Origin of the sequence: Nocardia sp. NPDC052112, assembly GCF_040680135.1 — a bacterium.
Lineage (GTDB): Bacteria > Actinomycetota > Actinomycetes > Mycobacteriales > Mycobacteriaceae > Nocardia.
This window is the reverse complement of sequence record NZ_JBFAWD010000008.1, coordinates 73611-100394: the sequence shown is the minus strand read 5'-3', so window position 1 is coordinate 100394 and position 26784 is coordinate 73611. Positions and strand designations below refer to the sequence as shown.

Annotated in this window: 26 protein-coding genes and 1 pseudogene; 15 read left to right on the top strand and 12 right to left on the bottom strand. The window is 64.1% G+C overall.

Annotated elements, in window-relative coordinates; translation table 11 throughout:
* Positions 1–17 precede the first annotated feature (17 nt).
* From AB0L58_RS17755 to AB0L58_RS17745, 3 genes are all read left to right on the top strand, one after another.
* Positions 18–1484, top strand: a complete 1467-nt coding sequence (locus tag AB0L58_RS17755; protein ID WP_364387803.1) for an FAD-dependent oxidoreductase — start codon at positions 18–20, stop codon at positions 1482–1484.
* 99 nt (positions 1485–1583) lie between these two features.
* Positions 1584–2087 carry a thioesterase family protein gene (locus tag AB0L58_RS17750; RefSeq protein ID WP_364387800.1) on the top strand — a complete coding sequence of 168 codons (504 nt, stop codon included), beginning with the start codon at positions 1584–1586 and terminating at the stop codon, positions 2085–2087.
* A gap of 57 nt (positions 2088–2144) precedes the next feature.
* Positions 2145–2927, top strand: a complete 783-nt coding sequence (locus AB0L58_RS17745; RefSeq protein ID WP_364387798.1) for a hypothetical protein — start codon at positions 2145–2147, stop codon at positions 2925–2927.
* Between the two features lie 140 nt (positions 2928–3067).
* On the opposite strand, the gene AB0L58_RS17740 is transcribed toward AB0L58_RS17745, so the two are convergent.
* The gene (locus AB0L58_RS17740) at positions 3068–4750 is read right to left on the bottom strand and encodes an FAD-binding protein (RefSeq protein WP_364387796.1); all 1683 of its coding nucleotides are present in this window, start codon (positions 4748–4750) and stop codon (positions 3068–3070) included.
* A 217-nt stretch (positions 4751–4967) separates the two neighbouring features.
* On the opposite strand from AB0L58_RS17740, the gene AB0L58_RS17735 reads away from it, so the two are divergent.
* From AB0L58_RS17735 to AB0L58_RS17690, 10 genes are all read left to right on the top strand, one after another.
* Positions 4968–5747, top strand: a complete 780-nt coding sequence (locus tag AB0L58_RS17735) for a tyrosine-protein phosphatase (protein ID WP_364387794.1) — start codon at positions 4968–4970, stop codon at positions 5745–5747.
* Between the two features lie 100 nt (positions 5748–5847).
* A complete protein-coding gene (locus AB0L58_RS17730; protein ID WP_364387792.1) occupies positions 5848–6969 on the top strand; it encodes a phosphotransferase family protein in 1122 nt (373 codons plus the stop codon).
* 105 nt (positions 6970–7074) lie between these two features.
* Entirely contained in the window at positions 7075–7932 is an 858-nt protein-coding gene (locus AB0L58_RS17725; RefSeq protein ID WP_364387790.1) for an alpha/beta fold hydrolase, read from the top strand.
* A gap of 103 nt (positions 7933–8035) precedes the next feature.
* Positions 8036–9058, top strand: coding sequence for a ferredoxin--NADP reductase (locus AB0L58_RS17720; protein WP_364387788.1), 1023 nt, complete (start codon positions 8036–8038; stop codon positions 9056–9058).
* A 13-nt stretch (positions 9059–9071) separates the two neighbouring features.
* Complete coding sequence (locus tag AB0L58_RS17715) at positions 9072–9965, top strand: VOC family protein (protein ID WP_364387786.1); 894 nt, start codon at positions 9072–9074, stop codon at positions 9963–9965.
* A gap of 67 nt (positions 9966–10032) precedes the next feature.
* Entirely contained in the window at positions 10033–11250 is a 1218-nt protein-coding gene (locus AB0L58_RS17710; RefSeq protein ID WP_364387784.1) for a DegT/DnrJ/EryC1/StrS family aminotransferase, read from the top strand.
* 10 nt (positions 11251–11260) lie between these two features.
* Complete coding sequence (locus AB0L58_RS17705) at positions 11261–11929, top strand: hypothetical protein (RefSeq protein ID WP_364387782.1); 669 nt, start codon at positions 11261–11263, stop codon at positions 11927–11929.
* Between the two features lie 28 nt (positions 11930–11957).
* Positions 11958–12878, top strand: coding sequence for an aldo/keto reductase (locus AB0L58_RS17700; RefSeq protein WP_364387779.1), 921 nt, complete (start codon positions 11958–11960; stop codon positions 12876–12878).
* A gap of 368 nt (positions 12879–13246) precedes the next feature.
* Entirely contained in the window at positions 13247–13993 is a 747-nt protein-coding gene (locus tag AB0L58_RS17695) for a glucose 1-dehydrogenase (protein ID WP_364388253.1), read from the top strand.
* A gap of 38 nt (positions 13994–14031) precedes the next feature.
* Positions 14032–14484, top strand: coding sequence for a nuclear transport factor 2 family protein (locus AB0L58_RS17690; protein WP_364387777.1), 453 nt, complete (start codon positions 14032–14034; stop codon positions 14482–14484).
* A 100-nt stretch (positions 14485–14584) separates the two neighbouring features.
* On the opposite strand, the pseudogene AB0L58_RS17685 reads toward AB0L58_RS17690, so the two are convergent.
* The 3 genes and pseudogenes from AB0L58_RS17685 to AB0L58_RS17675 form a co-directional block, all read right to left on the bottom strand.
* A pseudogene (locus AB0L58_RS17685) lies at positions 14585–14707 on the bottom strand (nitronate monooxygenase); the annotation flags it as partial.
* A 210-nt stretch (positions 14708–14917) separates the two neighbouring features.
* Positions 14918–16084 carry a 3-hydroxy-9,10-secoandrosta-1,3,5(10)-triene-9,17-dione monooxygenase oxygenase subunit gene (gene hsaA, locus AB0L58_RS17680; RefSeq protein ID WP_364388251.1) on the bottom strand — a complete coding sequence of 389 codons (1167 nt, stop codon included), beginning with the start codon at positions 16082–16084 and terminating at the stop codon, positions 14918–14920.
* Positions 16085–16120: 36 nt separating this feature from the next.
* Positions 16121–16636, bottom strand: coding sequence for a flavin reductase family protein (locus tag AB0L58_RS17675; RefSeq protein WP_364387775.1), 516 nt, complete (start codon positions 16634–16636; stop codon positions 16121–16123).
* A gap of 200 nt (positions 16637–16836) precedes the next feature.
* On the opposite strand from AB0L58_RS17675, the gene AB0L58_RS17670 reads away from it, so the two are divergent.
* Positions 16837–17982, top strand: coding sequence for a Rieske 2Fe-2S domain-containing protein (locus AB0L58_RS17670; RefSeq protein WP_364387772.1), 1146 nt, complete (start codon positions 16837–16839; stop codon positions 17980–17982).
* Entirely contained in the window at positions 17979–18260 is a 282-nt protein-coding gene (locus tag AB0L58_RS17665; RefSeq protein WP_364387770.1) for a ferredoxin, read from the top strand. The genes AB0L58_RS17670 and AB0L58_RS17665 overlap by 4 nt, the downstream gene beginning before the upstream one ends.
* A gap of 106 nt (positions 18261–18366) precedes the next feature.
* Here the strand turns inward: AB0L58_RS17665 and AB0L58_RS17660 are convergent, their stop codons facing one another.
* From AB0L58_RS17660 to AB0L58_RS17625, 8 genes are all read right to left on the bottom strand, one after another.
* Positions 18367–19443: a hypothetical protein gene (locus tag AB0L58_RS17660; RefSeq protein ID WP_364387768.1), complete on the bottom strand. Its 1077-nt coding sequence runs from the start codon at positions 19441–19443 to the stop codon at positions 18367–18369.
* 151 nt (positions 19444–19594) lie between these two features.
* Positions 19595–20617 (bottom strand): phosphotransferase family protein, encoded by a 1023-nt coding sequence (locus AB0L58_RS17655; RefSeq protein WP_364387766.1) that lies wholly within the window; start codon positions 20615–20617, stop codon positions 19595–19597.
* Between the two features lie 17 nt (positions 20618–20634).
* Positions 20635–21576, bottom strand: a complete 942-nt coding sequence (locus AB0L58_RS17650) for an alpha/beta hydrolase (protein WP_364387764.1) — start codon at positions 21574–21576, stop codon at positions 20635–20637.
* 41 nt (positions 21577–21617) lie between these two features.
* Entirely contained in the window at positions 21618–22487 is an 870-nt protein-coding gene (locus AB0L58_RS17645; protein WP_364387762.1) for an SDR family NAD(P)-dependent oxidoreductase, read from the bottom strand.
* A 79-nt stretch (positions 22488–22566) separates the two neighbouring features.
* Complete coding sequence (locus tag AB0L58_RS17640) at positions 22567–23043, bottom strand: nuclear transport factor 2 family protein (RefSeq protein ID WP_364387760.1); 477 nt, start codon at positions 23041–23043, stop codon at positions 22567–22569.
* A gap of 164 nt (positions 23044–23207) precedes the next feature.
* Entirely contained in the window at positions 23208–24800 is a 1593-nt protein-coding gene (locus AB0L58_RS17635; RefSeq protein WP_364387758.1) for an acyl-CoA synthetase, read from the bottom strand.
* Between the two features lie 7 nt (positions 24801–24807).
* Complete coding sequence (locus AB0L58_RS17630; protein WP_364387756.1) at positions 24808–25608, bottom strand: enoyl-CoA hydratase-related protein; 801 nt, start codon at positions 25606–25608, stop codon at positions 24808–24810.
* Position 25609: 1 nt separating this feature from the next.
* Positions 25610–26779: an acyl-CoA dehydrogenase family protein gene (locus AB0L58_RS17625; RefSeq protein WP_364387754.1), complete on the bottom strand. Its 1170-nt coding sequence runs from the start codon at positions 26777–26779 to the stop codon at positions 25610–25612.
* Between the last annotated feature and the right edge of the window lie 5 nt (positions 26780–26784).

Here is a 26784-nt window from a genome sequence, read left to right as displayed (position 1 = left end):
TCACGGAGTAGGAAGCCATGTCGAATTCTGCCAGTCCGCGCCCGATGCGGGCTCATACAGTTACCGCGTGGGACCTGGTGGCCGACGTTGTGGTCGTGGGCTACGGAGTGGCCGGGGTTTGTGCCGCCATCGAAGCCGCACAGGGTGGGGCCGATGTTCTCGTCCTCGAACGCGCTGGTGGCTGGGGTGGGGCAGCCGCTCAGTCCGGGGGCTTCATCTATCTCGGCGGTGGCACCGCGTTACAGAAGGCACTTGGCTTCGACGACGATCCGCAGAACATGGAACGGTTCATGCTCGCCGCCCTAGGACCGGGCGCCGACCAGGCCAAGATTCACGAGTACTGTCAGGGCAGCGTCGCGCACTTCGATTGGCTTGTGGCCCAGGGGGTGCCGTTCAAGGAGGAGTTCTGCGGTGAGCCCGGCTGGGAACCTCCGCACGACGAGGGGCTGATGTATTCGGGCGGCGAGAATGCCGCACCCTTCAATACAATCGCCACTCCGGCCCCGCGCGGACATCGTCCCCGCATCCAGCGCACCGCCGACAAAGCCGGTGGGTACATGCTGATGAAGCCGTTGGCCGACAGCACTGAAAAGCTGGGAGTGCGTGCCGAATACGACATTCGGCTCCAGCGCCTGATCGTCGACGATACAGATCGGGTGGTGGGTGTGGTCGCGAAGCGATACGGCCGGAGGGTGACCATCCGCGCCGATCGTGGAGTAGTGCTGGCAACCGGCAGCTTCGCCTACAACCGAACCATGGTTGTCAACGCCGCGCCGCGGTTGCTGGGTCGGCCCGCCGCGGCGATCGAAGAACACGATGGCATCGGTATCCGGGTCGCTCAGTCCATCGGCGCCGATACCGCGCACATGGACGCCGCCGAGGTCGCGTTTCTCGGCGACCCGCAGATATTCGTCCGCGGGATCGTGGTCAATGAGCTGGGCCAGCGTTTCATCGCCGAGGACACCTACCCGGGCCGGATCGGACAGGCCGTGTTGAATCAGCAGGACAACCGGGCATTCGTGATCATCGACGGCGAACAACTGGAGGCGGCTGAAGCGACCGAGACCAGCAGTCCGTTGCTGCGCCGAAGCCCGGATTGGGTCGCGGAGTCCATCGTCGAGCTCGAAAAAGACATGGGGCTGCCGACGCAGTCGTTGCAGTCGACCATCGCTACCTACAACATGCACGCTATGACGGGATCAGACCTGTTGCTGGGCAAGAAGTCCGAGTGGGTCCGACCGATCTCCGCTCCGCTGGCTGCTTTCGACATGTGTGGCCGAACAGCCGGATTCACGCTGGGCGGACTGCGCACAGACTTGGACTCGCGCGTGCTCCATGTAGACGGCAACCCCATTCCGGGCCTATACGCCGCAGGCCGCGTCACCTCCGGAATCTGCGCCGGCGGCTACGCCAGTGGCTGTTCGCTCGGCGATGGCAGTTTCTTCGGTCGCCGCGCCGGCCACGCCGCTGCGATTCAACCATGAGCGACCGTACGGGCAGATCACCCTCGGCGGCTCTATAGCAGTCCACTGAGTGGTCACTACGCCTGATGATCTTCCAATCATCGGTGATCATGAGAAACCATGGCGTCCCTCCTCCCCACATTCGAACAAGTTCTGCTGCTACCTGATTCGATCGAAGGGACCGTTACATCGGATTTCATCGATCTGAACGGACACATGAACGTCGTGCACTACCTCGACCGGAACTCGGACGGCGCGGATGTCCTCGTGCGCCAGATCGGGATCGATGAGGCATATCGATCCGAACGACGACTGGGACTCTTCACCGCCGAACACCACCTCATGTATTACAGCGAGCTCCGTGAAGGCGACAAGTTCACGGTTCACACGCGTGTTCTCGGCCGAACCGACAAAGCCGTTCACATGATGACCTTTCTGCTGGACCGATCCGGGGAGCGCCTGTCGAACACCCTCGAGATAATGCTCGTCCACGTCGATCTCGAGGCACGGCGCGCCGCCGCGATGCCCGAGGACATCACGGCGGGATTCGATCACCACATCGCACGATCAGCCGCATTGAACTGGGCTGCACCTACTTGCGGGGCGATCGGGTTGCGCCGATGACACAGTCGCGCATATCTGCGCCGTCGTGCCGCGCCGACACATGACTGGAGGTTTGCGTTGTTTTCCGAACGCGTGTTCTTTTCATTCATCGAACTCGCCGATTCGGGTCGGCATCGCGAGTACAACGAGTGGCATCAGTTGGACCATCGCCCGGAAAACCTCGCGCTGCCTGGCGTCGCGTGGGGTGATCGCTGGGCCAGGCCGGCGGACTACGCCGCCCTCGGCCAAGCCCCGGCCGCCGATCTGGCAGGCACGGATTACGTCGCCATGTACTGGTTCCGGCCGCCCTATGAGGAGAGCATCGCAGCGTGGACGAAACTCGGCGAGGACTCCTTCCAGTGGGGACGAGGCCCGATACTGCCCGGCGTCCACAGGCCGTTGCTGGCGTTCTGCACGCCTGTCAAGGGCTATGTGGCCCCGCGTATTCGCGTATCGGCGGATGCGATCCCGTTCCGCCCCAATCGCGGACTGCACATCACCGTCAGCCACTACCCACGGTCGCATGACGCCGCAACCCATGAACAGTTCCGCTGGCAGGACGAGGTTCGCATACCCAACCTGCTCACCTGCCCCGGAGTCGCAGGTGCCTGGACGTTCTCGCTACACAGGTTGCAGAACCATCCGACGCTGCCTCTCGGCGGCGGTACTCGCGACTATCCACCGGGCTCACTCCGCATCCGCCTGCTGTACCTCGACGCCGACCCCATCGAGGTCACCGAGCACATCACCGCGACCGAAACGCAGTGGGACGCTGCCGGTTCCGGGGCGCCGTGCCCAGCAGCCGAGGAGTTGCTGCTCAGCGGACCTCTGCGGACCATAATCCCATGGCAGGACTGGTGAGGCTTGACCAACGACAGCGCGCCTGGTTCCGAATTCCGTGCCGGATGGTGGCCGAATCGAAACCAGGTGCGCTGCGCTGTCCGCACTCCGCGGCCTTTTGAAGCCCGCGTCGCAGGGTGTTCCCGTCGGTCGGCGCACTGCTATGCGCGCCCGGCTCGTGCGGGTTCTACCGCAGTGGCGTGCTGCGCGGCGAGATAGGCGAATACGATGGCCGGTCCGATGGTGGCACCGGCACCGGCGTACTCGTTGCCCATGACCGACGCGGACACATTGCCCGCCGCGTAGAGACCGTCGACGACAGTCCCGTCGGCGCGCAGGACGCGCGCGTGCTCGTCAGTCACCAGGCCGCCCTTCGTTCCGAGATCGCCTGCCTCCAAACGGATTGCGTAATAGGGTCCGGCTTCGATCTCGTCCAGGACCGGGTTCGGCAGCGTGGGGTCCCCGTAATAGTGGTCGTAGGCGCTGTCGCCACGGCCGAAGTCCTCATCGCGGCCGTTGCGGGCGAAACGATTGAATCGGTCGATGGTTTCACGCAGGTTGTTGGCAGGCACCGCGATCTTCTCGGCGAGTTCTTCCAGCGTGGCAGCTTTCGTCACGAGCCCGGTGTCGTACCACGACTGCGGAAAGTCCTGTCCGGGAAGCACGCCGGCGAACTGGTAGCGGCTGCGTGCCTTGGTGTCGAAGATCTCGTGGATCGGCACATAGTTGCCGTCCAGTTGCGCGTGTACGAAATTGACGTACGGGGAGGACTCGTTGACAAACCGTTTGCCTTCCTGGTTCACGATCACCATGGGCGGGATGCAACGTTCGGAGACGAGCGGGAAGACGCTCCCGTCAGGCAGGGCCACGCCGGGCATCCACCAGGCGTCATCCATCAGATCCATTGCCGCACCGGCTGTTTCGCCGAGTCGGTGCCCATCTCCGGTGTTGTCCGGAGAGCCCATGCTGTAGTCGGGGCGGCCGGGCGCGGGCAGATAAGCATCGCGCAGGACCTGGTCATGGTCGAATCCTCCGGTCGCGAGGAGCACGCCGCGCCGGGCTCGCACGCGGATCGCGCTGCCGTTGCGCTGGACCACCGCGCCCGCGACTCGGTCGTCCTCGACTACGAGTTCGGTGACGGGCGAACGCAGCCACATCGGGATGTCGAGATCGCGCATGGTCAACCGCAGTCGGGCGATCAATGCCGCGCCGAGAGTCTTCATATGCCTGCGCCGGAAGACGTTTGACACCACTCGCCAACCAGCGACCGGGAACATCCGCCAAGCGCGCCAGGTGCGGCGGAACATCATCAGGGTTCGGGCCTCGTATCCGGTCATCCAGAGACCCATCGGAGCGGGCACATTCATCGCCCGCAGCAATGACTCCTCGTCGCCGAGCAGTCGAGCATCGATCGGCTTCGGCTCGATCGTGCGGCCAAGTGGCCTGCCACCGGGCTCCTCCGGGTGGTAGTCGGAATAGCCGGGGCACCAGGTGAATGCCATGTACCGGCTGATCCGCTCGAGCATCTCGAGCACCTCGGGACCGCGATAGGCGTACGCGTCGAGGTTCGCGGCGGGTACGCGATCACCGATAATGGCCTGCAAATACTTCCGCACCTCGGTGCGGTCGTCGCCGCGGCCGAGCCGGCGCAGGACCGGGTTGTCGGGAATCCAGATGCCGCCGCCCGACAAACCGGTGGAGCCACCGAATTCCGCCGACTTCTCCACCACCAATGCCGACAGGCCCGCATCGTGTGCGGCTATGGCACCGACCATCCCGCCCGCACCGCTTCCAGCGACGAGGATGTCGACTTCGTGGTCCCAGGTCGACGCGGTGGATGTCATGAGAATGCCTCCAGGGGAATGCGTTTCGAATGCCATTTCGTAGATCAGCAGCCGTCGGTGCCTCTCACGACACCGACGGGCACATCCCCCCTGCGTCGGCCACGCTATGCGCTTCCCGGCTACTCCGGTTCGGGTGATTCCACCCAACGGACGGTTGTTTGTTTCGCGGAGTGGTCATCATCCCCGACGCGCGGAAGACCCCCGATACGGTGGGGCTATGGGCCATATCGACCTTCAGGGTGCAATCAATGTTCGCGACCTGGGCGGCTTCGTCACCGCCGACGGCCGGAGCCTCGTGCGGGGAAGGCTGCTGCGGGGCGATGCACTGCACAAACTCACCGACGGAGATCTCGCCGTTCTCGAGGAACTCGGATTGCGCACCGTCATCGACTTCCGCAGCGCGCAGGAAAGCGCCGCCGGACCGGATCGGCTGCCCGAAGGCATCGAGCGCGTCGAACTTCCTGTCGCAGGTGGCAATCTGGAGCAGACGCTGAAGGCGATCCGGGGCGAATTCGCCGAAGGGGAACAAGATCTCGGCGATGGCCGGGCAGCAGAACTAATGCGCGAGATCAATCGGCAGTTCGTCCGCGAGTCGGAGTACCGGGCCGTGTTCGCCCAGGCGCTACATCTCATCGCCGACCGGTCTGGCGGTCCATTGCTGTTCCATTGCAGCGCGGGCAAGGATCGCACCGGCTGGATGACCGCCATCGTGCTCACCGCATTGGGCGTGCCGCGAGCTGCCGTGGTGGACGACTACCTGGCGACCAACGACTATGTCTGGCCGACGTATCAGGCGTGGCTCGACCGCTCGGTCGAATCCGGCGCCATCGCCGACCCCCGGCCGATTCGCGAACTACTGCGCCAGGACGTGACCTACCTCGAAGCCGCATTCGCTGAGACGCGAAGCCGTTACGGCAGTTTCGACGACTTCCTCACCGACGGCCTCGAATTCGGCGCCCGTGACCTCGAACGTCTGCGACGCAGCCTGCTCGAATAGACGGACGCCAGGCACGTTCCACTGGGCGGACATCTCGACTGTGAAGCAGCTCACCGCGGTGCAGCATTGCTGCTCACCTCGACGCCACAGGAGGATGACGATGGCTGTCAACGATCCGCAGCGGACCCAGTGGAAGATCACGGTCAGCGAGTTGGGACTGAATGATCTTTCCACGCGACTGACCGAGTGGATAACACCGCGACTCGGTGCGGACGAGCCGGTGCGGATCACCAAAATCGAGCGCCCGGATGCCGGGATGTCGGGTGCCACCGTGCTTTTCGATGCCGAGTGGACGAAATCCAACGTGGCGTTTTCGGGTTCGTATGTGCTGCGAATGCCGCCCACCAGCATTCCACTGATGCGTACCTACGACCTCGCGAAGCAGTACGCGGTGATGGCGGCAGTCGCGGCCACCGGTGCCGTGCCGGTGCCGGAACTGTGTTGGGAGGAGAAGGACGAAACGGCGCTCGGCGCACCATTCTTCATCATGCGCAAGGTAGAGGGCCGCATTCCCTCGGATAATCCGCCATACGTGTTCCTAGGTTGGATACCGGAGTCCAGCCCGGAGGCACGCACCCAGCTCATGCGCAACACCGTCGGCGTGCTCGCGAGCTTGCATACGATCCCCGATGCACGGCAGCGGTTCCCGATGCTCTGTAGCGAGGGCTCGTCGCTGCGGTGTCATGTGGACGAGACACGCGCCTGGTATCGCTGGGCGTTGGCAGATGACGGCCATGTGGTGCCGTTGATCGAGCAGGGTCTGGATTGGCTGGAAGCGCATTGGCCCGCCGACTCGGCGCCAGACGTCCTCAGCTGGGGCGATGCCCGCCCGGCCAATATCATCTACGACGGTATCGACCCCGCTGCGGTAATCGACTGGGAGATGGCGGCGCTCGGTCCGCGCGAACTCGACGTGGCGTGGATCATCTACATGCACGCCTTCTTCCAGTTCCTCGCAAATATGCACGGCGCTGCCGGCCTCCCCGACTTCCTGCGTCGTGACGACGTGGTTGCCTGCTACCAGGAAATCAGCGGCCACGAACTCCGCGATCTCGATTTCTTCCTGGTCTACTCAGCGGTCCGGCACGCGATCGCCATGGCCCGCGGCAAGGTCCGGATGATCAAGTTCGGCGAGGACGTGGTCCCGCAGGATCCCGATGACTACATCATGCAGCGTCCGCTGCTCGCCGCACTGCTGAACGGAACCAGCAAGTGGGAGTGATCTTTTCGTAGTGTTCGCTGTGCGGAACGACGGCCCCACGCGGCTCGGTCGGTGCCCTAGCGTCTGCGCGGACCCGTTGGTGAACAGAAAGGGCGGACGCACCCGATGTCCGAGCTGACCCACGACAACACTCTGCGCGAGTTGCGTACGGACGACGGCGTACTGCGCTATCACGAGGCCGGTGACGGGCCGCCCCTGCTCCTGCTGCACGGCTCAGGGCCCGGCGTGACCGGCTGGCGCAACTATCGCGGCAATCTTGCCAAGCTTTCGGAACAGTTCCACTGTTTCGTCTTGGAATTCCCCGGTTTCGGGGTCAGCGATCCGACCGATGAGCATCCGATGGCTGCCGCACCGGTGGCGGTGCGGCGATTCCTCCGGGGCCTCGGGCTCGATCGTGTCGACGTCATCGGCAATTCGATGGGCGGCATTGTGGCGGCGAATCTGGCCATCGCACAGCCGGATCTGTTCCGTCGCACCGTCACCATCGGTGGCATCGGCCGCAACCTGCTGACTCCGGGCCCCGGTGAGGGCATCAACTTGCTGATGGATTTCACCGACAATCCGACACGGGAACGACTGGCGGATTGGTTGCATTCGATGGTCTATGACCGATCACTCATCACCGAGGAGCTCATCGAGGAACGCTGGGCGCAGGCCACCGAACCGAAAACCTTAGAGGCTGCTCGTCGCATGTATGGCCGGGCGGCCATGAGCGCGACCATGGCCGCCGCCGCGTCGTCCGATAAGCCGCCGTATTGGGCAATGCTGCACAAGATCACGGCCCCGACCCTGGTCACATGGGGACGCGACGACCGGGTGAGCCCGGTGGACATGGCCCTGATTCCCATGCGGACCCTCCCGCACGGCGAACTGCACGTATTCCCCAACTGTGGCCACTGGGTCATGATCGAACAGCGGTCCGCCTGGGAGAACGCGGTCCTCGCCTTCCTCACTCGTGTCTGAACCGCGCTGATAGATCACCGTCCAGTCAGTGGACACAGCAGCCCCGTTGCCCCTGTCGGCCAACCAAACTGGGCAGCATTCCCCCTCCCGTCAGGAAGCAGGTATGCCGGATCCCGTTGTGCATCGTCTTCGCGTGGCCGCGGTCATCACCGAGACCGCCGAGAGTTGCTCGCTGGTGTTCGAAGCGCCGGACGAATTCCGCTACGCCCCAGGGCAATTCCTTACCCTCAAGGTGGAGCCCCCAACGGGCGGGTTGGCCCGTTGCTACTCGCTGGCATCTTCACCGCATCTGGGCGAGGCACCCACAGTGACCGTCAAGCGGGTTGCGGGCGGCGTGGGATCGAACTGGATCTGCGATCACGTCGCCGCCGGGTCGATCATCGAAACGCTGGCTCCGTCAGGTGTTTTCACACCACGATCGCTCGACTCCGATCTGCTGCTGCTCGCGGGCGGCAGCGGCATCACCCCGGTGATGTCGATCCTGAAGTCCGCACTACACGCCGGAAGCGGACGGATCGCCCTGCTATACGCGAATCAGGATGAACGTTCGGTCATCTTCGCCGAGCAACTCACCGATCTCACACGTGCGCACCCCGAACGGCTTGTCGTCATCCACTGGCTCACCAGCGTTCAGGGACTGCCCGATGTAGCGATGCTGCAGGCACTGGCACAGCCATATTCCGGTTACGACGCCTTCGTGTGCGGACCGGAACCTTTCATGGATGCGGTCACCGAAGCATTGGGCCGGTCGGGATTTCCGCGAGATCACGTACACGTCGAACGATTCACCTCGCTCACCGGCGATCCGTTCGCGGCAAACGCACAGGAACCAGTCATCGAGGACGCCGGCGACGCGGCAACCCTCGAGGTCGACCTGGACGGTGCACAATCCAGCCACATCTGGCCGCGGTCGCGCCGATTGCTCGATGTGCTGCTCGACGCCGGTCTCGAAGCGCCCTATTCCTGCCGGGAGGGCGCATGTAGCGCCTGCGCCTGCCGCGTGCTGGACGGCGAGGTGAAGATGCTGCGCAATGAGGTTCTCGAAGAGCAGGACCTGGCCGAAGGTTATCTGCTCGCCTGCCAGGCAGTTCCGGTCACCGACACCGTGAAAGTCACCTACTCGTGAGAAGGGAAGTCCCTTGAGCGATATCCATTCGCTGGGCTATGTCAGGGTGGAGATCACCGACGCTGACGCCTGGCGGCAATTCGCCTTCGACACAATCGGTTTCGTCACCGGCACCGGAGCTGAGCGCGACGGGATATATCTACGCATGGATGAGCACGAGCACCGGCTCGCGCTGATTCCGGGCACGACCGACCAGGTGCTGGCCGTGGGCTGGCAGGCGCGGGACGCGGCGGCATTAGCGCGGGTGGCCACGGCGGTGGCCGCGAGCGGCATCGCCGTCAAGAACCTGTCCCGGGAGGAAGCCGCTGACCGGGGCGTCGAGGACGCCATCACCTTCGACGATCCGTGTGGGACGCCGATCGAGGTGTTCCACGGCCCGCGACTGGATCACAGCCCGGCAGCCTCGCCGCACGGTAACCGATTCCTCACCGGCGCACTGGGTCTGGGTCACATCGTGATCCCGGTCGGCGACCTCGATGCGGCCAACCGCTTTTACACCGAGGTGCTCGGTTTCAATCCGCGCGGGGCCTTCCGCATGCCGACATCGCCGGGGGCGGACCCCCAGCGCATCCGGTTCCTCAGTACCAATCCCCGCCATCACACGCTGGCGCTGATGCCACTGCCCGCGCCGGGGGCACCGCGGCTGATCCACATCATGGTCGAGGTCGACCGACTCGACGAAGTGGGCCGCGCGGTCGACCGAGTCGTCAAGAGCGGCTACCACCTGTCCTCGACATTGGGCCGCCACACCAACGACAAGATGGTCTCCTTCTACGTCCGCACGCCGGGTGGCTGGGATCTCGAGTTCGGTACCGACGGCATGCTGGTCGACCAGAACCTCTACGTGGCAGAGGAAATCACCGCGGATAGCTATTGGGGCCACGAATGGTCCTGGGCGAAGCGCTGATCGACCGCGTGCTCCCGAGATATTCAGCGCCCCAGCTCTTTTCATCACGATAACGAGGAGTAATCAAATGACCCGGGTCATCTACGCGCGCAGCGTGCACGACGAAGCTGAGATCAACGCCTGTCTCGAGGTGCTGCGCGGCGGCCCCTACGCGCTCAAGATCGGCAAGAACGTCGCCGAAATGGAGCAGCGGGTCGCGGCCCTCTACGGAAAGCGGCTGGGCCTGATGTGCAATTCGGGTTCGTCGGCACTGTACCTGGCGCTCGAATTGCTGGATCTGCCCAAGGGTTCGGAGGTCATCACCTCGCCCCTGACCTTCTCCACCGACGTCTCCCCCGTCGTGCGCGGTGGCTGGATCCCGGTGTTCGTCGATGTCGAACCCGACACCTACAACGTCGATGTCACCAAGATCGAGGAACTGATCACAGAAAAGACCAAGGCAATCCTCGTCCCGAACCTCGCCGGCAATGCTCCGGACTGGGACGCCATCCGTGAGGTCGCAGACAAGCACGGCCTGAAGGTCATCGAGGATTCCTGCGACTGCATCGGCACCACCTTGCGCGGCACGCCGACCGGCAGCCGCTCCGATATCACGGTCACCAGCTTCGCCATGGCCCACATCCTGACGTGCGCGGGCAACGGCGGCATGGTGTGCGTGGACGATGAGAAACTGCGCGACCGCGGGCTGATGCTGCGCCGCTGGGGCCGCCGCTCCGAACCGCACCTGTTCGGCTCGGAGGCCGCGCACACCGGTCGCGTCTTCCGTGAGGACCTCGACGGCGTCCCTTACGACAACGACTTCATCTTCGACGTCCTGCCCTGGAACTTCGAGCCTTCCGAATTGGGGGCCGCCTTCGGCCTGGTGCAGCTGTCCAAGCTGGACAAGAACTATGCGCGCCGCGCCGAGATCTTCGACGCGTTCAACGGCGCGTTCGGCAGCTATCCCAGCCTGTTCCGGCTGCCCAAGCAGCTTCCGGATTTTCATACCGCCTGGCTGTGCTATCCGGTGACCATTCGCGAGGATGCCGGATTCACTCGCCCGGATCTGCAGGGGCATCTGGAGTCCGCGGGCATCGACACGCGAACGGTGTGGAGCGGCAACGTGACCCGCCATCCGATGATGCGCAATGTCGAATACCGCATCCCCGCGGGCGGCCTGCCCAATGCCGACGAGGTGTTCGAGCGCGGCATGTCCCTGGGCATGAGCCACGGCATGAGCGATGAGGAGCTGAATCACGTCGTCAAGAGCATCCACGAATTCGCGGGCCGGTATACCACCGCCTGAGGAGGTCACCATGGGATCGAAGACCAGCCTGGGCCATTTGGCGCTGCACTTCCGGCCGGGCGAGCGTGCGCTTGCGGTCCGGTTCTTCGAACTGCTCGGCGCCCGCGTGCAGGAGTTTCCTAACAAGTTTTCCGACGAGCCGCTGTACATCATCGCCATGGACAGCGCAGATCCGGACCGCGCAGACAACATCATCTATCTGTTCGCGCTCAAACCCGCCCAGCTCGAACTGGAGCGCGCCATCGCCGAGAGCCTGGGTGCGAATACCGCGGAGCCGCATCCGGTTTTGCGGGACTTCCTCGAGCAGCGGGCCCAATGGCCGGAGTCCTACCTGCATTTCGGCCTGCACTTCAGCGACCTCGGACAACTCGAGGCCGCAGTGCTGGGGCTGCGCAAGGAAATGGAGTCCGATCCGGCATTCGCCGCGCGCATCCAGAGCATGCAGGTGCTCAAGGCGCGTGGCGAGGAGGGTGACATCGAGATCGACGATCGAATGGCCGCGTCTCTGGTGTTTTCCGAGGCCGAGGACTACGCCTACGGCCGCCACGGCGTACAGGTGCATGTCCGCACCAACCTGTTCGCCACCGGAATCGACATGTTCGGGTCCGTGGTGGAACTGGACTACGTCTTCACCGGTCCCGGGCGCGAACGCAACGCCTTCAACTCGCTCATTTCCTGAGCGCATCGGCATCCCACGAAGGAGAGACATGGAAACACGCCAGCTCGGCGCAGCCGGTCCAGCGCTGTCGCTGGTCGGCTTGGGCTGCAACAACTTCGGCATGAAGCTCGATCTCGAGGCGAGCGCTGCGGTCATCGACGCCGCCCTCGAGTCCGGGATCACCCACTTCGACACCGCCGAAATGTACGGCGGCGGCAAGTCCGAGGAGTTCATCGGGACCACGCTGGGCGACCGGCGGGACCAGGTCGTCATCGCCACCAAGTTCTTGCGGCGTCCCCAGGATGAGCCGTACACCCCGGGCGCGCTGCGCCGCCACATCATCGCGAGCTGCGAGGGCAGCCTGCGGCGGCTGCGCACCGATCGGATCGACCTGTACTACCAGCATTACCCCGATCCCGATGCACCCGTGGACGAGGCTCTGGAGGCACTCGACCAGCTCATCCAGCAAGGCAAGGTCCTGCACATCGCCTCGTCCAACGTGTCCGGCGAGCAAGTCGAAACCGCCGCGAAAGCCGCCGCAGGAAAGGGTGTTACACCGTTCTGCGGCACCCAGCTCGAGTGGAACCTGCTCTCGCGTGACGTCGAGCGCGAAGTCGTCCCCACAGCGCGGGCGAACAAGGCCGGCATCATCCCCTACTTCCCGCTGGCGTCGGGGCTGCTCACCGGAAAGTACCGGCGTGGCGAGCCCTATCCGAGCGGATCGCGGCTGGACACCATGGCCTACTTCCGCACGATCGACAACGAGTCCAACTTCGCTCGCGTCGAAGCGCTGACCGCCTTCGCCGAGCAGCGCGGCCACACCATCCTCGAGCTGGCAATGGCGTGGCTGGTCGCCCAGGACGGCGTGGCTTCCCTCATCGCGGGCGCGACGACGCCGGAACAGGTGCGCACCAACGTCGCCGCCCTCGGATGGGCCCTAACGGCCGAGGACCTGGCCGCGCTCCCGTAACCGAGCAGCCTAGGATCCGCCGCTCGTGGCGACGACCACCCCGGTCGCTCGCCGCGAGCGGCGGATTTATTGCGGTATTCGGATTCTCGATAACTGACACCTCGAAACCCCTTCCGCCGGGTGGAATTCCCACCCTTCCCGCAAATCCGGCGCCTGACGCGTGTTTCCCATCTCTAAGCCAAAATCGGGGTGCGCGCAGATCCTCGCCATCGCACTCGACCTGCCGACCGATATTGCGGTCACGATATGTGACGCTCGTAGCCGGGAATCCATCCCACCATCGGTTCCGCTGGCCGGAAAACTCCAGACTGATCGACATGCCGGCAATGTACTCTCCCCGGTACGAGATCGAGAGAATCGAGGGTTTCATGGGGCAAATGGAGGGAAAGGTCGCGCTGATCACGGGCGCCGCCCGCGGAATGGGTGAGGAGCACGTCCGACAATTCCTCGACGAAGGTGCACGGGTCGTATTCGGTGATGTTCTGGACGAAAAGGGACAAGCCCTTGCCGCCGAGCTCGGGCCCGATACTTATTTCGTGCATCATGACGTGACAAGCGAAGACGATTGGCGTGGGGTCGTAGATTCCGCCATTTCCCTTTTCGGTAAAGTCGATATCCTTGTCAACAACGCGGGAATCAACAAGTTCGCCACGATCGCAGAGCAGGATCCGAACGAGTTCCGAAGGATTCTCGATGTCAATCTATTCGGATACTGGCTGGGGATCCGAACCGTCGCACCGAAAATGTCCGACGGTGGCGCGATCGTCAACATCTCTTCCATCGAAGGATACGCGGGGGCCGCAGGGCTCGCCGCCTACGCTGCAAGCAAGTTCGGCATCCGCGGTCTGACGAAGGTTGCCGCGCGCGAACTCGGCCCACGCAACATTCGGGTGAACTCGGTTCACCCAGGAGGCATCGTCACGCCGATGAATACCGAGATTGCACCCGACCTCGATCCGGACGTTCCCTTCGTACCAACCCTTCCAATTGCGCGCTGGGGGCGACCGGTTGAAGTGTCTCGTGCCGTAATTTTCCTCGCCTCAGATGACGCCAGCTATTGCTCCGGAACGGAGATGCTGGTCGATGGCGGACTGCTGACCGGGCCAGGATATTAGCCCAGCTCGATTTTGCGAAGCGGAAGGGAACGTATTCGATGACTTCAGGTTCGGAACGGGACGCGATAATCGACGTCGTAAACCACTATGCGTACGCGTTGGATGATCGAAAATGGCACATGCTCGACCAGGTATTCACGCTGGACGCGGTTGCACGATACGGCCGCAGTGATCAGCCTCCACTGATCGGACGCGAGACGATTGTGGCCTCTATTCGAAGTCACCTCGATGGGTGTGGACCGTCTCAGCACCTACTCGGTAACCATGTAGTGAACATCGACGGCGATACCGCGACAGCCACTTGTAAGGCGCGGGTATATCACTACGGGGCAGGCTCCCGATCGAGTCTGGTCCCCTATGAATGCTTCGGTGTCTATCGTGATCGACTGCGAAGGGAGCCGAGCGGCTGGCGAATTTTCGACCGCGTCTTCGAGGTCCAGTTGACAGTGGGCGACGCGCAGATATTACAGCCCAACTGGCAGCCGAGTTGATACACAGAAAAACCCGCATACTCTAGCGGAGACGGCAAGGCAGGTTCAGCCTGGCGACTTAGTCGACTACCAGGCTGAACTTTCCGGTACGGCGAGGTCCGTCCAGGCGGTCATTGCTGCGGTGCACGATCAAGTTCCCAGCGAAGGGTGCGCTCGGCGTCGGGGGATGCGCGCTGTCGTATGCGGTGAGAGCGGCCGTGATTCGGGTGAGCCGATCCCGCAGCTGGTCGGAAGGGAGGGCATTTCGGGGTGTCCCCTCCCAGAGTCCGAAGCGTTGCACCGTAAGGCATTCCATACCGTCGATCAGGCAGGTGCCGAACCACTCGCCGAGGTCGACGACCTCCACGCCATAGACGCGGTGCATGGTGCGCACGGCGTCGTCGAAGTCGTCGACGACGGGGCGATGTGATTCAGCTGCCCGAGGTCGCACATCTCAGTACATACCCTCGTTGATCGGGCTTCCGAACTCACCGCGACCGTACATGGACAGGGCCCGCTCGACGTCGTTGATGACGTGCACACTGCCCGCGTGCACGTCACGCCAATGCCGTTCGATCGGATTGCCGAGCGCGATCGAATGGCCACCCGAGTTGCCGAACAGCATTTCGACCGCGGTGCGCGCACGCTCGGTCGCCAGCACCTGATCGCGCCTGGCGCGCAAGCGGATTCGCTCTGGAATCTCCTCCCCGGCGGCGGTGAAGGCGGTTTGGGTGACGACATTGTGATCGAGGGTCAGCACGGCGGCGTCGATTTCTCCCCCGGCGCGCGCCACCCGGACGTGCGCGAACGGGTCTTCGGCCACCCGCTGTCCGCCGTAGGACAGCCGCACGCGCTGCGCCATGCGCTCAACGTGCGCGTCGTAGGCGCCCTGCGCCGCACCGACGATCGCGTTGGTGATCGCGTAGGAGAACACCATTCCGAACGGCACCTTGTACAACGGCGCGGTGTTCACCTTGTGGCCCGGCCCGCGCAGCAGGTTCTGGTCGATGGCGCTGTAGGCTCGGTGCCACGGCACGAGAGCCTTCTCGATGACGATGTCGTTACTGCCGGTTCCGGACAGACCGACCACGTTCCACACGTCCTCTACCGCATAGTCTTTCCGCGGTACGAGCACCGTCAGATATTCCGGCGCCTTCCCGTCCTCACCGGGGCACAGCGCGCCGACCAATGCCCACCCGCAGTGGTCGCTCCCGGAGGAGAAGCTCCACCGGCCGCTCAGCTGATATCCGCTATCGACCTCGACCAGTTTTCCGGTGGGCGCGTAGGACGACGACACGAGCGCGCCGGGCTCGTCCTTCCACACTTCGTCTTGGGCTTCCTCGCCGAAAAGCGAGATCTGCCACGGGTGTACGCCGAGCACCGCCGCGACCCACCCCGTGGCCGGACACGCGGCGGCGATCGCCCGGACCACCTCGTAGAACTCGGCCAGCCCGGCCTCGTAGCCGCCGTATCGCTTGGGCTGGAGCATCCGGAACACCCCGGCCCCAGCCAGTTCGCGGATCGTGTCATCTGGGATGCGGCGCTGCCGGTCGGCGAGCGCCGCGCGCTCGCGAATTCCGGGAAGCAGGCTCCGTACCCGCACCAGCATCGTGTTGGTCATCATTTCCTCTGCTCTGCACTGTCTTTCGGGTCGGGATCAGAACCAGTCGGCCGGGCTGATGGATACTTGCCGGACGGGCTGCGGGACCTCGAGCGTCGCGAACGACGAGCGGAAGAACAGCAACGGAGCTACCTCGCGCTGCAGGGCCAGGCTGGTGACCTGGGCGATCACGATGGTGTGATCCCCGCCGTCCACCTCGCGTTCGACGGAACATTCGAGCGCCGCGATTCCTCCTTCCAATCGCGGCGCTCCGTTCACACCGGGCTCCCAGTCGATCCCGGCAAACTTGTCGGCCCCGCGCGTGGCGAACCGCATGCATAGCTCTTCCTGATCCTCGGCGAGGATGTTCACGCACAACGTCCCGGCGTCGCGGATGCGCGGCCAGGACGAGGAGGTCCGCGCCGGGCAAAAGCACACGTAGGGCGGGTCCAGCGACAGCGATGAGAACGACTGGCAGCTGAACCCGACCGGTTCACCGTCGGCTATCGCGGTGATGACCGTGACGCCACTGCAGAAGCGGGCGAGCGCGGCCTTGAAATCCGCGACGGCCAAGGCCGGGTCCTGGGATATGGACGTCATGCGGCCGATGGTAGGCAGCTACCGACGACCGCTCGGGCCGATCGTCCAGTCAGTGAAATCCCCTGCCCGACCAGGCATTAGCCGGTGTTAGAACCGAGAAGGTGCGGAATTGCGCCGCGTAGGCGGCCGCAGCAGCCTGCCTCCGCACCCACATCACTCCGAGGACGGTGGACATGACAACGGTGCAAGACGAGGTTCGCCGGATCGAGGCCGATGCGGCGCCCACCCGTTTCGCCCGCGGCTGGCACTGCCTGGGCCTGATCCGGGATTTCGCCGACGGCAAACCGCATTCGATCCTGGCGTTCGGCACCAAACTCGTCGTCTTCCAAGGCGAAGACGGCAGGATCAACGTGCTCGATGGGTACTGCCGCCACATGGGCGGCGACCTGTCCGACGGCGAGGTCAAGGGCAATGAGATCGCGTGCCCGTTCCACGACTGGCGCTGGGGCGGCGACGGCCGCTGCAAGCAGATCCCCTACGCCAAGCGGGTCCCGCCCCTGGCCCGGACCCGGGCATGGACGACGCTGCAACAGGACGGCATGCTGTTCGTCTGGAACGACCCGGAGGGCAAGAAGCCGCCAGCAGATGTCACGATTCCCCGAATCGAGGGCGCGACCAGCGACGAGTGGACCGATTGGCATTGGTACACCACCGTGGTGAACACCAACTGCCGCGAGATCATCGACAACGTGGTCGACATGGCGCACTTCTTCTACATCCACGGATCGCTGCCGACCTACTTCAAGAACGTTTTCGAAGGCACCGTCGCGACCCAGTACTTCAAGAGCGCCGCACGAGCGGATCTCAAAGGTAGCCCGGACAAGCCGAAGTCGCTCGGAACTACCTCCGTCGCTTCCTATTTCGGCCCGTCGTTCATGATCGACGATCTGATCTACCACTACGATCGCGGCGGCGATCAGCAGACCGTGCTGATCAACTGCCACTACCCCATCGACGAGAACTCCTTCGTCCTGCAGTACGGCATCATCGTCAAGAAGTCCGAGCATCTGCCCGCCGACGAGGCGATGAAAACCGCTATCGCCCTCGGTGATTGGGTGAAGGTCGGATTCGAGCAGGACGTCGCGATCTGGCGATCCAAGACACGCATCGACAATCCGCTGTTGTGTGAGGAGGACGGACCGGTCTACCAGCTGCGCCGATGGTACAACCAGTTCTACATCGACATCGCCGATATAGAACCGGAGATGGTCGATCGCTTCGAATTCGAACTCGACACCACCCGCCCGTTCGAAGCTTGGCAGCGACAGGTCGCGGAGAATATCGCCCGCCAAGACGAGGCGTCGAAGGCGTCATCATGACGACTCACACCGACGAGCGACTGCGCGAGGCGCCTATGGTGCCGGTGCGGTGTCGCCAATGTGCCGCGACAGTGCTGGCCCGAAAGAGCAGCTGGTCCCAGACCAGCGTGCAGTGGGACGCGCAATCCAGCGCCGCCTGTGTGGAACGCCATACGGCGAGCACCTTCTCTGCCCATCCGCTCCCCTACTGTTCCCAGCTCCGTGAATCGCTGTGGGCAGCAGCGGAATCCGGTGCGCTACCCGTGCTCGAACCGCCTACATCCGCCGCCGTCGGGTAACCCAACCTGCGCGTCGGCGGCGGCCCGTCCCGGCCGCTCCGACGCAACAGTTCGGCCCCACCCTCATCGCGGAGAGTGGGGCCGATGTTGTTGCCCGGACGGCACGCTATGCGACCAGCATCCAGTCGGGCTTGGCCTCGTCGGGGTAAACCGCCGGAATGCCGAGATCGTAGGCGTTGCTGAGTGTCCGAATGAAGTCCCGATCGTGCAATGGCTCAGTCGGCAGATCGAGGGGGATGCCCCGGTTCTTCAGGTCCTTGGCGAAGGTGTCGAAGACCTGATCGAGGGTCAGGTCCGCGGTCCCGTCCATGTTCTTTTTCAGCTCGTCGAAGTCGGTGAACACCTCGGCGTTCCAGTGCACCAGGAACCGCAGTTCGTCGGTGTGGTGACGGGCGATCGTCGTATCGCCGGTACGCAGCAACCACTGATCGTTGTCCGAGGAATCACCGGCGAACACCGTGTCGAACGCCAGGTTTTTCGGTTGACGCTGATCGAGCGGCCCGTTCGCCTCACCGCGATGCACCATCATCTCGTTCTGTACCACGACGCCCTTGTTGTAGGTCGGCGGCAACAGACGCTGCGGGGCCTTCAGCGGACCTTCCGGCCAGTAGGTGAATCCGGAATTCTCATCGTGGCAGAACCAGGTGATAACCTGCGCCATCTTGATCAGATAGTCCCGGAACAGACCAGACTTGCCCATCACGCTGAGTAGCCAGGTCGGCGTGTTGCCGAAACGCATCCCGCGGAAACTGGGCGAATCCAGGTGTCCTGGGTCCTGATTGCCGCACGGCCCGTTGATATTGAACAGCATCATCTCCGGCTTGGCGTATTCCACCTTCCAGTACCGCTTCGCATGTTCGATAAACGTCGCGTTGTAGAAACAGTCGTGAATCTCCGGGTACAGCACGGCACCGTATTCGGCGAAATAGCCGCGGAAGGTCGGCGTGAGGTACATATCCAGGGTGGGTGTGACACCGTCGGGCATGCTGCCGCTCATAGTGGCGATGAGTTCCTCGCCGGAGGCGAAATGCTGGGCGATGATCAGCTTCCACGGCCCGTTCTCGCGGACCACATCGAGCATGCGCCGACGCTGGTCGTCGGTATAGACGCCGGTCAATTCCTGCGGGCGCGCAGTCGGCCGCAGGACATCTGATAGTTTTGCCTTCTGCTCAGCAGTGAGCATCGCGTTCTCCTTATGTCGCCAGGCAAAGTGACGAAAGTCATTCTTGCCCTGGGTTTTCGAGCGAAATTCGGTTCTTCCACTCAGCGGTACGTCAGTGCTCGCAATATCGTGCGAGCTTCTTCAGCCATCCGTGAATCGATTTCGACGGCGGTCACAGGTGCGCAAGTCCCCGCGACACGAGTGGTTCGACCATGCCCCCGATGCGCTCGAAACCCGTCCCGACCGTCAATCCCCGAAGATGGCGACAGTGAATACCCTCCAGGATTACCGCGAGTTTGAAGCAGGCGAATGCCTGGTACCAGGCGAAGTTCTCGAGGTTCCGGCCGCTGCGCTCCTCGTACAGCGCGGCAAGATCAGGCCAGCTGGGATAGCACGCGTGCGCGGCAGGGGTCCCTGCGATCGGATTGTCGATGCCCAGCCAACCCTCCCAGAAGAGGTAGGCCAGTCCGACATCGGTCAGCGGGTCACCGAGCGTCGACATCTCCCAGTCGAGCAACGCCCGCATCCGCGGCGTGGCGCCCAGGCCGACGATTGTGTTGTCGAACCGGAAGTCGCCGTGCACGATTGCGACCTGCGACGTCTTCGGTATGGCGGCGACGAGCCGCGTGGTCAATTCCATCAGCCCGGGCACATCCCGGGTTCGTGATGCTTCGGATTGCTTGGACCAGCGCGCGATCTGCCGGTGCAGGAATCCGATCGGCCTACCGAAATCGGTAAGCCCGATCCGATTCGGATCGATTCGGTGCAAATCGGCAAGGGTCGTAATGAAAGACTCGCCCACCGCTCGCCGCTGGTGCGGCGCGACACCCATGAAGTCGGCATCCGAGCGCAGGACCCGGCCCGTGATCCGTTCCATGACATAGAAGTTCACCGGTCGGCCGATCACCGAAAGCATGATTCGCGGCACCGGGAACCCGGTCGGTCCCAGCGCCTGCTGCACTCGCACCTCTCGGTTCATGTCATGGGCGGTCGCCAGCACGTGCCCCAGTGGTGGGCGACGCAGAATCCATTCGGTGACGCCGTCGGTGAGCGCATAGGTCAGATTGCTCCGGCCGCCGGCGAGCAGGCTCGACGTCAACGGCCCGGCGAGATCGACGCCTGCTTGCATGACCATCAGATGGGCGAGGTCGTCCAGATCTATTTCGTCTGCCGGGATTTCAACGGATTTCGGCACATTTCCTCCGTCCCGTATCAGAAGGGCAGCGGGTGAGTGAATTTGGCGCGTAGCAGCAAACCGGTCTCGGCGATGGCGAGTCGGGCACGCGCACTTTCGGCACGCATCAGAAACCCGTGCAGTACACCGGGATAGCGGGTGAGAGTGGTCTGCACGCGGGCATCGCGCAGACGCTGCGCGTAACGCTCGCCCCAGTCTCGGATCGGATCACATTCACCGGTGACGACGATGGCCTGCGGCAGCCCGCTCAGATCAGCAGCGTAGGCGGGTAACCGGTAGGGGTCTTGCGGTTCACCCGCATCGGCGTCCGCGGTTTCGTGCATGAAAAAGATGTCGTCGCGCTCCAGCATCGGCGCATCGGGCATCGCAACCATCGACGCCGCGCCCATGTCGCGATCCAGCCCTGGATACAGCAGCACCTGGCACAGTATGTCGGGTCCGCCGCGATCCCGTGCTGCCAGTGCAACGCTCGCGGCCAGCGCGCCACCGGCGCTGTCGCCGACCACTGCCAGACGCGTTGCGTCGATACCCAGTTCGACGGCGTGGTCGGCCACCCACGCGGTCGCCGCATAGGACTCGTCGAACTGCACCGGAGGTGCGTATTCCGGCGCGAGCCGATAATCGACGCCCACGACCGTCGCACCCGTGACCCCGGCCAAATTGCGAGCCAGCGGTTCGAATGAGGCGTTCGAGCCCATCACCAGTCCACCGCCGTGCAGGTGGACCAGAACCGGTGCGTTCTGATCGAATGCGGGCCGGTAGATCCGCAGTGGAATGTCCCCGTGCGGCCCGGGAATCGTGCGTGCGCTGATATCGACCATCTCGGGCAGGCCGCCGGGCAGCGGCATCGATTCCAGTCCCGTACGGACCGCCGACAACCCTCGTTTTCGCATCGGTTCGAGGTGCCCGAGGCTCGCGATTCGCTCTGCGACGTCGGGATCGAGTAGAGGAATCGGCATCGTGCTACTCCTGTCGTAGAAATGTGTTGCGGTGGTGTGCCTTACGTCTCCGCCCGGCTGTAGCGGCTGCCCCTCGGCAATGTGGGTGCACGGCGGCTGCGGAGTGTCTCGGCCCTTTCGTCCATCGCCGCTCCGACCGAATCCGGTTGTGTGAGCAGATAGAACACCCCGGATATCGCCTGTTCGAAAAGAACCTTCGCGGCCTGTTGCGGATCCATCGCGGCGGCTTTCACCGCTAGCATGGCGGTTCGCTGCGCCTCGGCGGCGACCACGTCACCGACATCGACACCGTGGGCGGCATCGAAGATATTCGACACCACCGCGCCCGGAAGCACCGCCTGCACTCGCACGTGGTCTCCGTGCCCGGCCATTTCGACCTCCTGGTGCAGGCATTCCGTCAACGCCAGAATCGCATGCTTGCTCATGATGTACGGCGCCTGCAACGGCCACGGCACCACGCCGCCCACCGATGACAGATTCCACACCCAGGACGGAGCCGGATTGCCCATCAAACGCGGCAGGAACGAGCGGATTCCATGGAAGACGCCATTGATATTGATCGCCACCAGGCGATTCCAATCGCAGACCGAGGTGTCCCACAGATATCCGAACTGTTCGACGCCGGCATTGTTAACCAGCAGTCGCACGGCCCCCATATCCGCGATCACGCGGTCGGCCAAGCGCTGCACCGCATCCGGATCGCGCACGTCGCAAACCATCTCGACCGCCACGGCTCCCGCCGACTCAAGCTCCGCGCGGAGCCGGACGATCGCTTGGGCGTCGATGTCGGCGAGCATCACCCTCATACCGAGCTCGAGGGCGGCATATCGGGCCAAGCCCGCGCCGATGCCCGCACCGGCACCCGTGATCACCGCGACGCCGCCACCGAAGGACTCCTGCGGAGTGCTCACTGCTGATCTTCCTCCATGATCGGGGTGGGCGCTCGTCTCGGCAACAAGCGCCCGGTTTCGAATTCCCCTGGCACTGTGCCTACTTGGCGGCGCGCACGGCCTCGGCTTCGGCCAACGTCACCGAGTTCTGGGTGTCCAGCACTATGTGCTGGGCGGTGAACCACAGGCCCTCAGGGCCGCGCGCCACCGCGCCGGTGACGATGGCGGAGGCGACCGACTGCGGCAGTCCGTTGGTCACCTGAGTGGTCAGCAGGTAGGAAGCAAAAGTGGTCGATTCGCGGTCGATCCCGGTGCGGTGCAGGTTGATTCCCATGTGCCGCAGCGGCGTCGGGCTGCCCAGCCGGTGCGGCTTCAGCCATTCCATGGTCGCCTCGCGGCCCTGGAGATCGGCCCGGATGAATTCCTCGTATTCGGTCTGCCCGGTGTCGCTGCGGACCGTGTACTTCACCTCGGGGGCCAGCATGGCGGCCAGCTCGTCGTAGTTCGCCGCGTCGTAGTGAAGCCACCAGGCGCCGAGCAGTTCCTGCAGTTCTGTCAGCGAGATGTCTTTGCTCACAATGAATCTCCCGTCGTTGGGTGCCGCGGCTGCCTGTTCCTACCGCGGTGTGTCGCTCATCGCGTCCGCGGTGTGCCGATCGCGATACCGCCAGGCTAGGAGCGTGACGACCGGCACCGTCCCGGCTGTTCCAGTGGGTAGACGCCCGATTCTCCAAAGTGCCGTCAGCGCGTTTCGGAACCGGCCAGCATCGAGAACCGTTCGCGTAGTTGCCGCTTGAGCAGCTTGCCACTGGGGTTTTTCGGCAGTTCGTCGACGATGACGACGTACTTGGGTGTCTTGTAGCCCGCCAGCCGCGTGCGGCAATGGCTGATGACGTCGTCGGGATCGAGCCGGGCCCCGTCCTTCGGTACCACGGCGGCGACCACCGCCTCGATCCAGGTGGGGTGGGGAACACCGAAGACCGCGGTCTCGGCGATGCTTTCGTGGGTGTAGAGCGCTTCCTCGACCTCCCGGCTGGCCACGTTCTCGCCGCCGGTCTTGATCATGTCCTTCTTTCGGTCCACCACGTACAGGTAGCCGTCGGCATCGAGATATCCGAGATCGCCCGAATGGAACCAGCCGTTGCGGAATGCCGCTGCGGTGCGGGCCGGATCGTCGTGGTAGCCGGACATGGCATGCGGTCCGCGGTGCACGATCTCACCGACCTCCCCCGGCGGCAACGGCCGGTCCGCGTCGTCGACGACCATGGTCTCGTTGTTGAGTACGGGCCGTCCCGCCGAGCCGGGACGCCGGAGCTGATCGTCCGGCGCCAGAATGGTGGCCGTCGGCGCCATCTCCGTCTGGCCGTAGAAGTTCCACAGCCGGACGCCGGGCAGTCGCCGCTGTAGCTCCAGCAGCACCTCGCGGGGCATCGCCGAGGCGCCGTAGTAACCCTTACGCAGGCTGCTCAGGTCCGTCTTGTCGAAGGCAGGCGAGCGCAGCAGTCCGATCCACACCGTGGGCGGGGCGAAGAGCTTCGTCGCCCGTTCCCGCTCGATGGCCGCGAGCAACTCCTCTGGATCGGGACGAGGCATGATGATGCTGGTCGCGCCCAGATAGATATCCGGCGTCAGGAAGCAGTCCAGCTGGGCGCAGTGGTACAGCGGCAGTGAATGGATCTCGATGTCGTCGCCGTCCATTCCGCCGCCGGCGATCACGCTCACGTATTGCCACATGAGGGAGCGGCTGGACAGCATCGCCCCTTTGGGCCGCGACTCGGTGCCGCTGGTGTACATCAGCCGCACCACATCGTCGTCCTCGATCACCGTGTCCGGCAACGGGGTTCGCTCGTGCGACAGCCATTCGGCGAAATCCGTCCAGCCGGGATACCCCGAGCCGATCACGGCGCGCACGCGCACCGGACCGCCGGCCTGCCGATCCGCCTCTTCGGCGGTCGATACCAACGCGTCCTCGACGACCAACGCGGCCGCGCGGCTGTGCGCGAGGATGTATGCCACTTCGGCGGCGCTCAGCATGAAGTTGATCGGCACCACCACTACGCCGATGCGCGCTGCGGCAAATACCAGCACCGGATACTGCCAGCAATTGTGCGCGAGAATCGCCAGCCGCTGACCACGTTCGAGTCCTGCCGAGAGCAGCGCAGCGGCGATGCGGTCGATCGCCTCGTCGAGTTCGGCGAAGGTCAACCGGACATCACCCTCGACGAGTGCTACTTTGCCAGGTTCTCGACGCGCGGTGCGGCGCGGGATGTCGCCTAGTGCGTGGCCTCGCGCTCTCCGTACCGATTCGACCACGCCGGAGTCATCTTCACGCATGGAATGGTCACTCCCCTACGAACCGCGGGAGACGCTTCTCCCGGAACGCCACCAACGCCTCGCGCATATCGGCGGTCCGGGTGGCAAGCACTTGATTGCGGTTCTCCACCGATAGCGCGGCATCCAGCGAGGACGCATCGACGTTGGTCCGAATCACCTGTTTGGTCAGTGCCATGCCGACCGGACTGTTGCCACGGATCTGCTCGGCGACCTCCAAGGCGCGGTCCAGCAGATCGTCCGGTTCGCATACTTCGGTGACCAGGCCGATCCGCAGCGCCTCTGCGGCGTCGACGAACCGGCCTGTGAGCAGTATCTCGGTGGCCCGGCCGAGCCCCAGCAGCCGCGGCAGTGCCCATGAGGTGCCGAGGTCGCCGCCTGAGAGCCCGATACGCACGAACGCGGCATTGAATTTCGCTGTCGTGGAAGCGATCCGGATATCGGCGGCCAGAGCGAGACTCAGTCCCGCCCCAGCGGCCGCTCCGTTGACCGCGGCGATCACCGGCGTCGTCATGCGCTGGAATCCCGACACCGAGCGAGCCCACGATTCCTGCCCGCTCAGCATCTGCGCCGCCGACATCTCCGGCAGCATCGCCGCCTGATCGAGGTCCAGACCCGCGCAGAATCCCCGGCCGCTACCGGTGATCACGAGCACCCTGGTGTCAGGATCGGCTTCGATCTCGGCCTGGAGTTCGGCGAATTCGTCGAACATACGGAAGGTGATGGCGTTGAGCCGCTCCGGCCGGTTCAGGCGGGCGACCACGATCTGCGGCCGCGGCCGCTCGACGCGCAGTGTCGTGTATTCGGCCACTTCAGGCTCCCTTCGCTGGGCGATCGGACAACGCCAGTTCGCGGCCGATGATTTCGCGCATGATCTCCGACGTGCCGCCGTAGACTCGCGTAATGCGGGCGTCTGCGGCGGCACGGGCGATCGGGTATTCCCGCATATATCCGTAGCCTCCGAACAACTGCTGACAGCTGTCGAGGCAGCGGAATTCCATCTCGGTCGCCCACAATTTGGCCTTAGCAGCGTCCGCGCCGCTCAGGCGGTCGGCGTTGAGCTCGAGGACGCACTTGTCGATGAACGCTTCCGCCACGGAAACTTCGGTTGTCACATCAGCCAGCGCGAACCGCGTGTTCTGGAATGCACCGATCTGCTGACCGAAAGCCGTTCTGGTACGGACGTAGTCGATGGTCGTCCGCAGCGCCGCACGGGCCCGCGCCAGGCTGCCGACCGCGATCTGCATGCGCTCTTGGGCAAGGTTCCGCATGAGGTACTCGAAGCCGTGTCCGACCTCACCGAGCACATTTTCCTTCGGCACCTCGACGGCGGTGAAGCTGAGTTCGGACGTGTCCTGGCAATGCAGCCCCAGCTTGTCGAGATTGCGGCCGCGCTCGAATCCGGCCATGTCGCGCTCGAGCACCATGAGCGTGATACCGCGGTGGCGATCGGGCGAGGTTCGCACGGCGGCGATCACCAGATCAGCGTTGGTGCCGTTGGTGATGAAGGTTTTCGCACCATTGACCAGGAAGTGATCGCCCATGTCGACTGCCGCGGTGCGGATTCCCGCCACGTCGGATCCGGCGACCGGCTCCGTCATGCCGATGGCCGCGATGAGCCTGCCGGAAACGAATCCGGGCAGCCACCGGCCGCGTTGTTCCTCGTTGGTCAGCTCGGCCAGGTAGGGAGTGCAGATGTCATTGTGCACAGCGAAGTTCAGGCCGACGCCGCCGCAGTCGGCGTTCATGAATTCCTCGATGAGAATCTGGTTGAAGCGGAAATCCCTGACTCCGAGGCCGCCGTACTGCTGCGGAGCGGCGAACCCGAGCAGGCCGAGTTCGCCCGCCCGAGTGAAGATCTCGCGCGGAACGATGCCCGCGTCCTCCCATTCCAGGTAGTGCGGGGCGACTTCCTTCTGGGCGAAGCCGCGCGCCATCTCGGCGAAGGCCAGATGATCGGCCTCGTAGTGTCCGCGATCCACTGCGG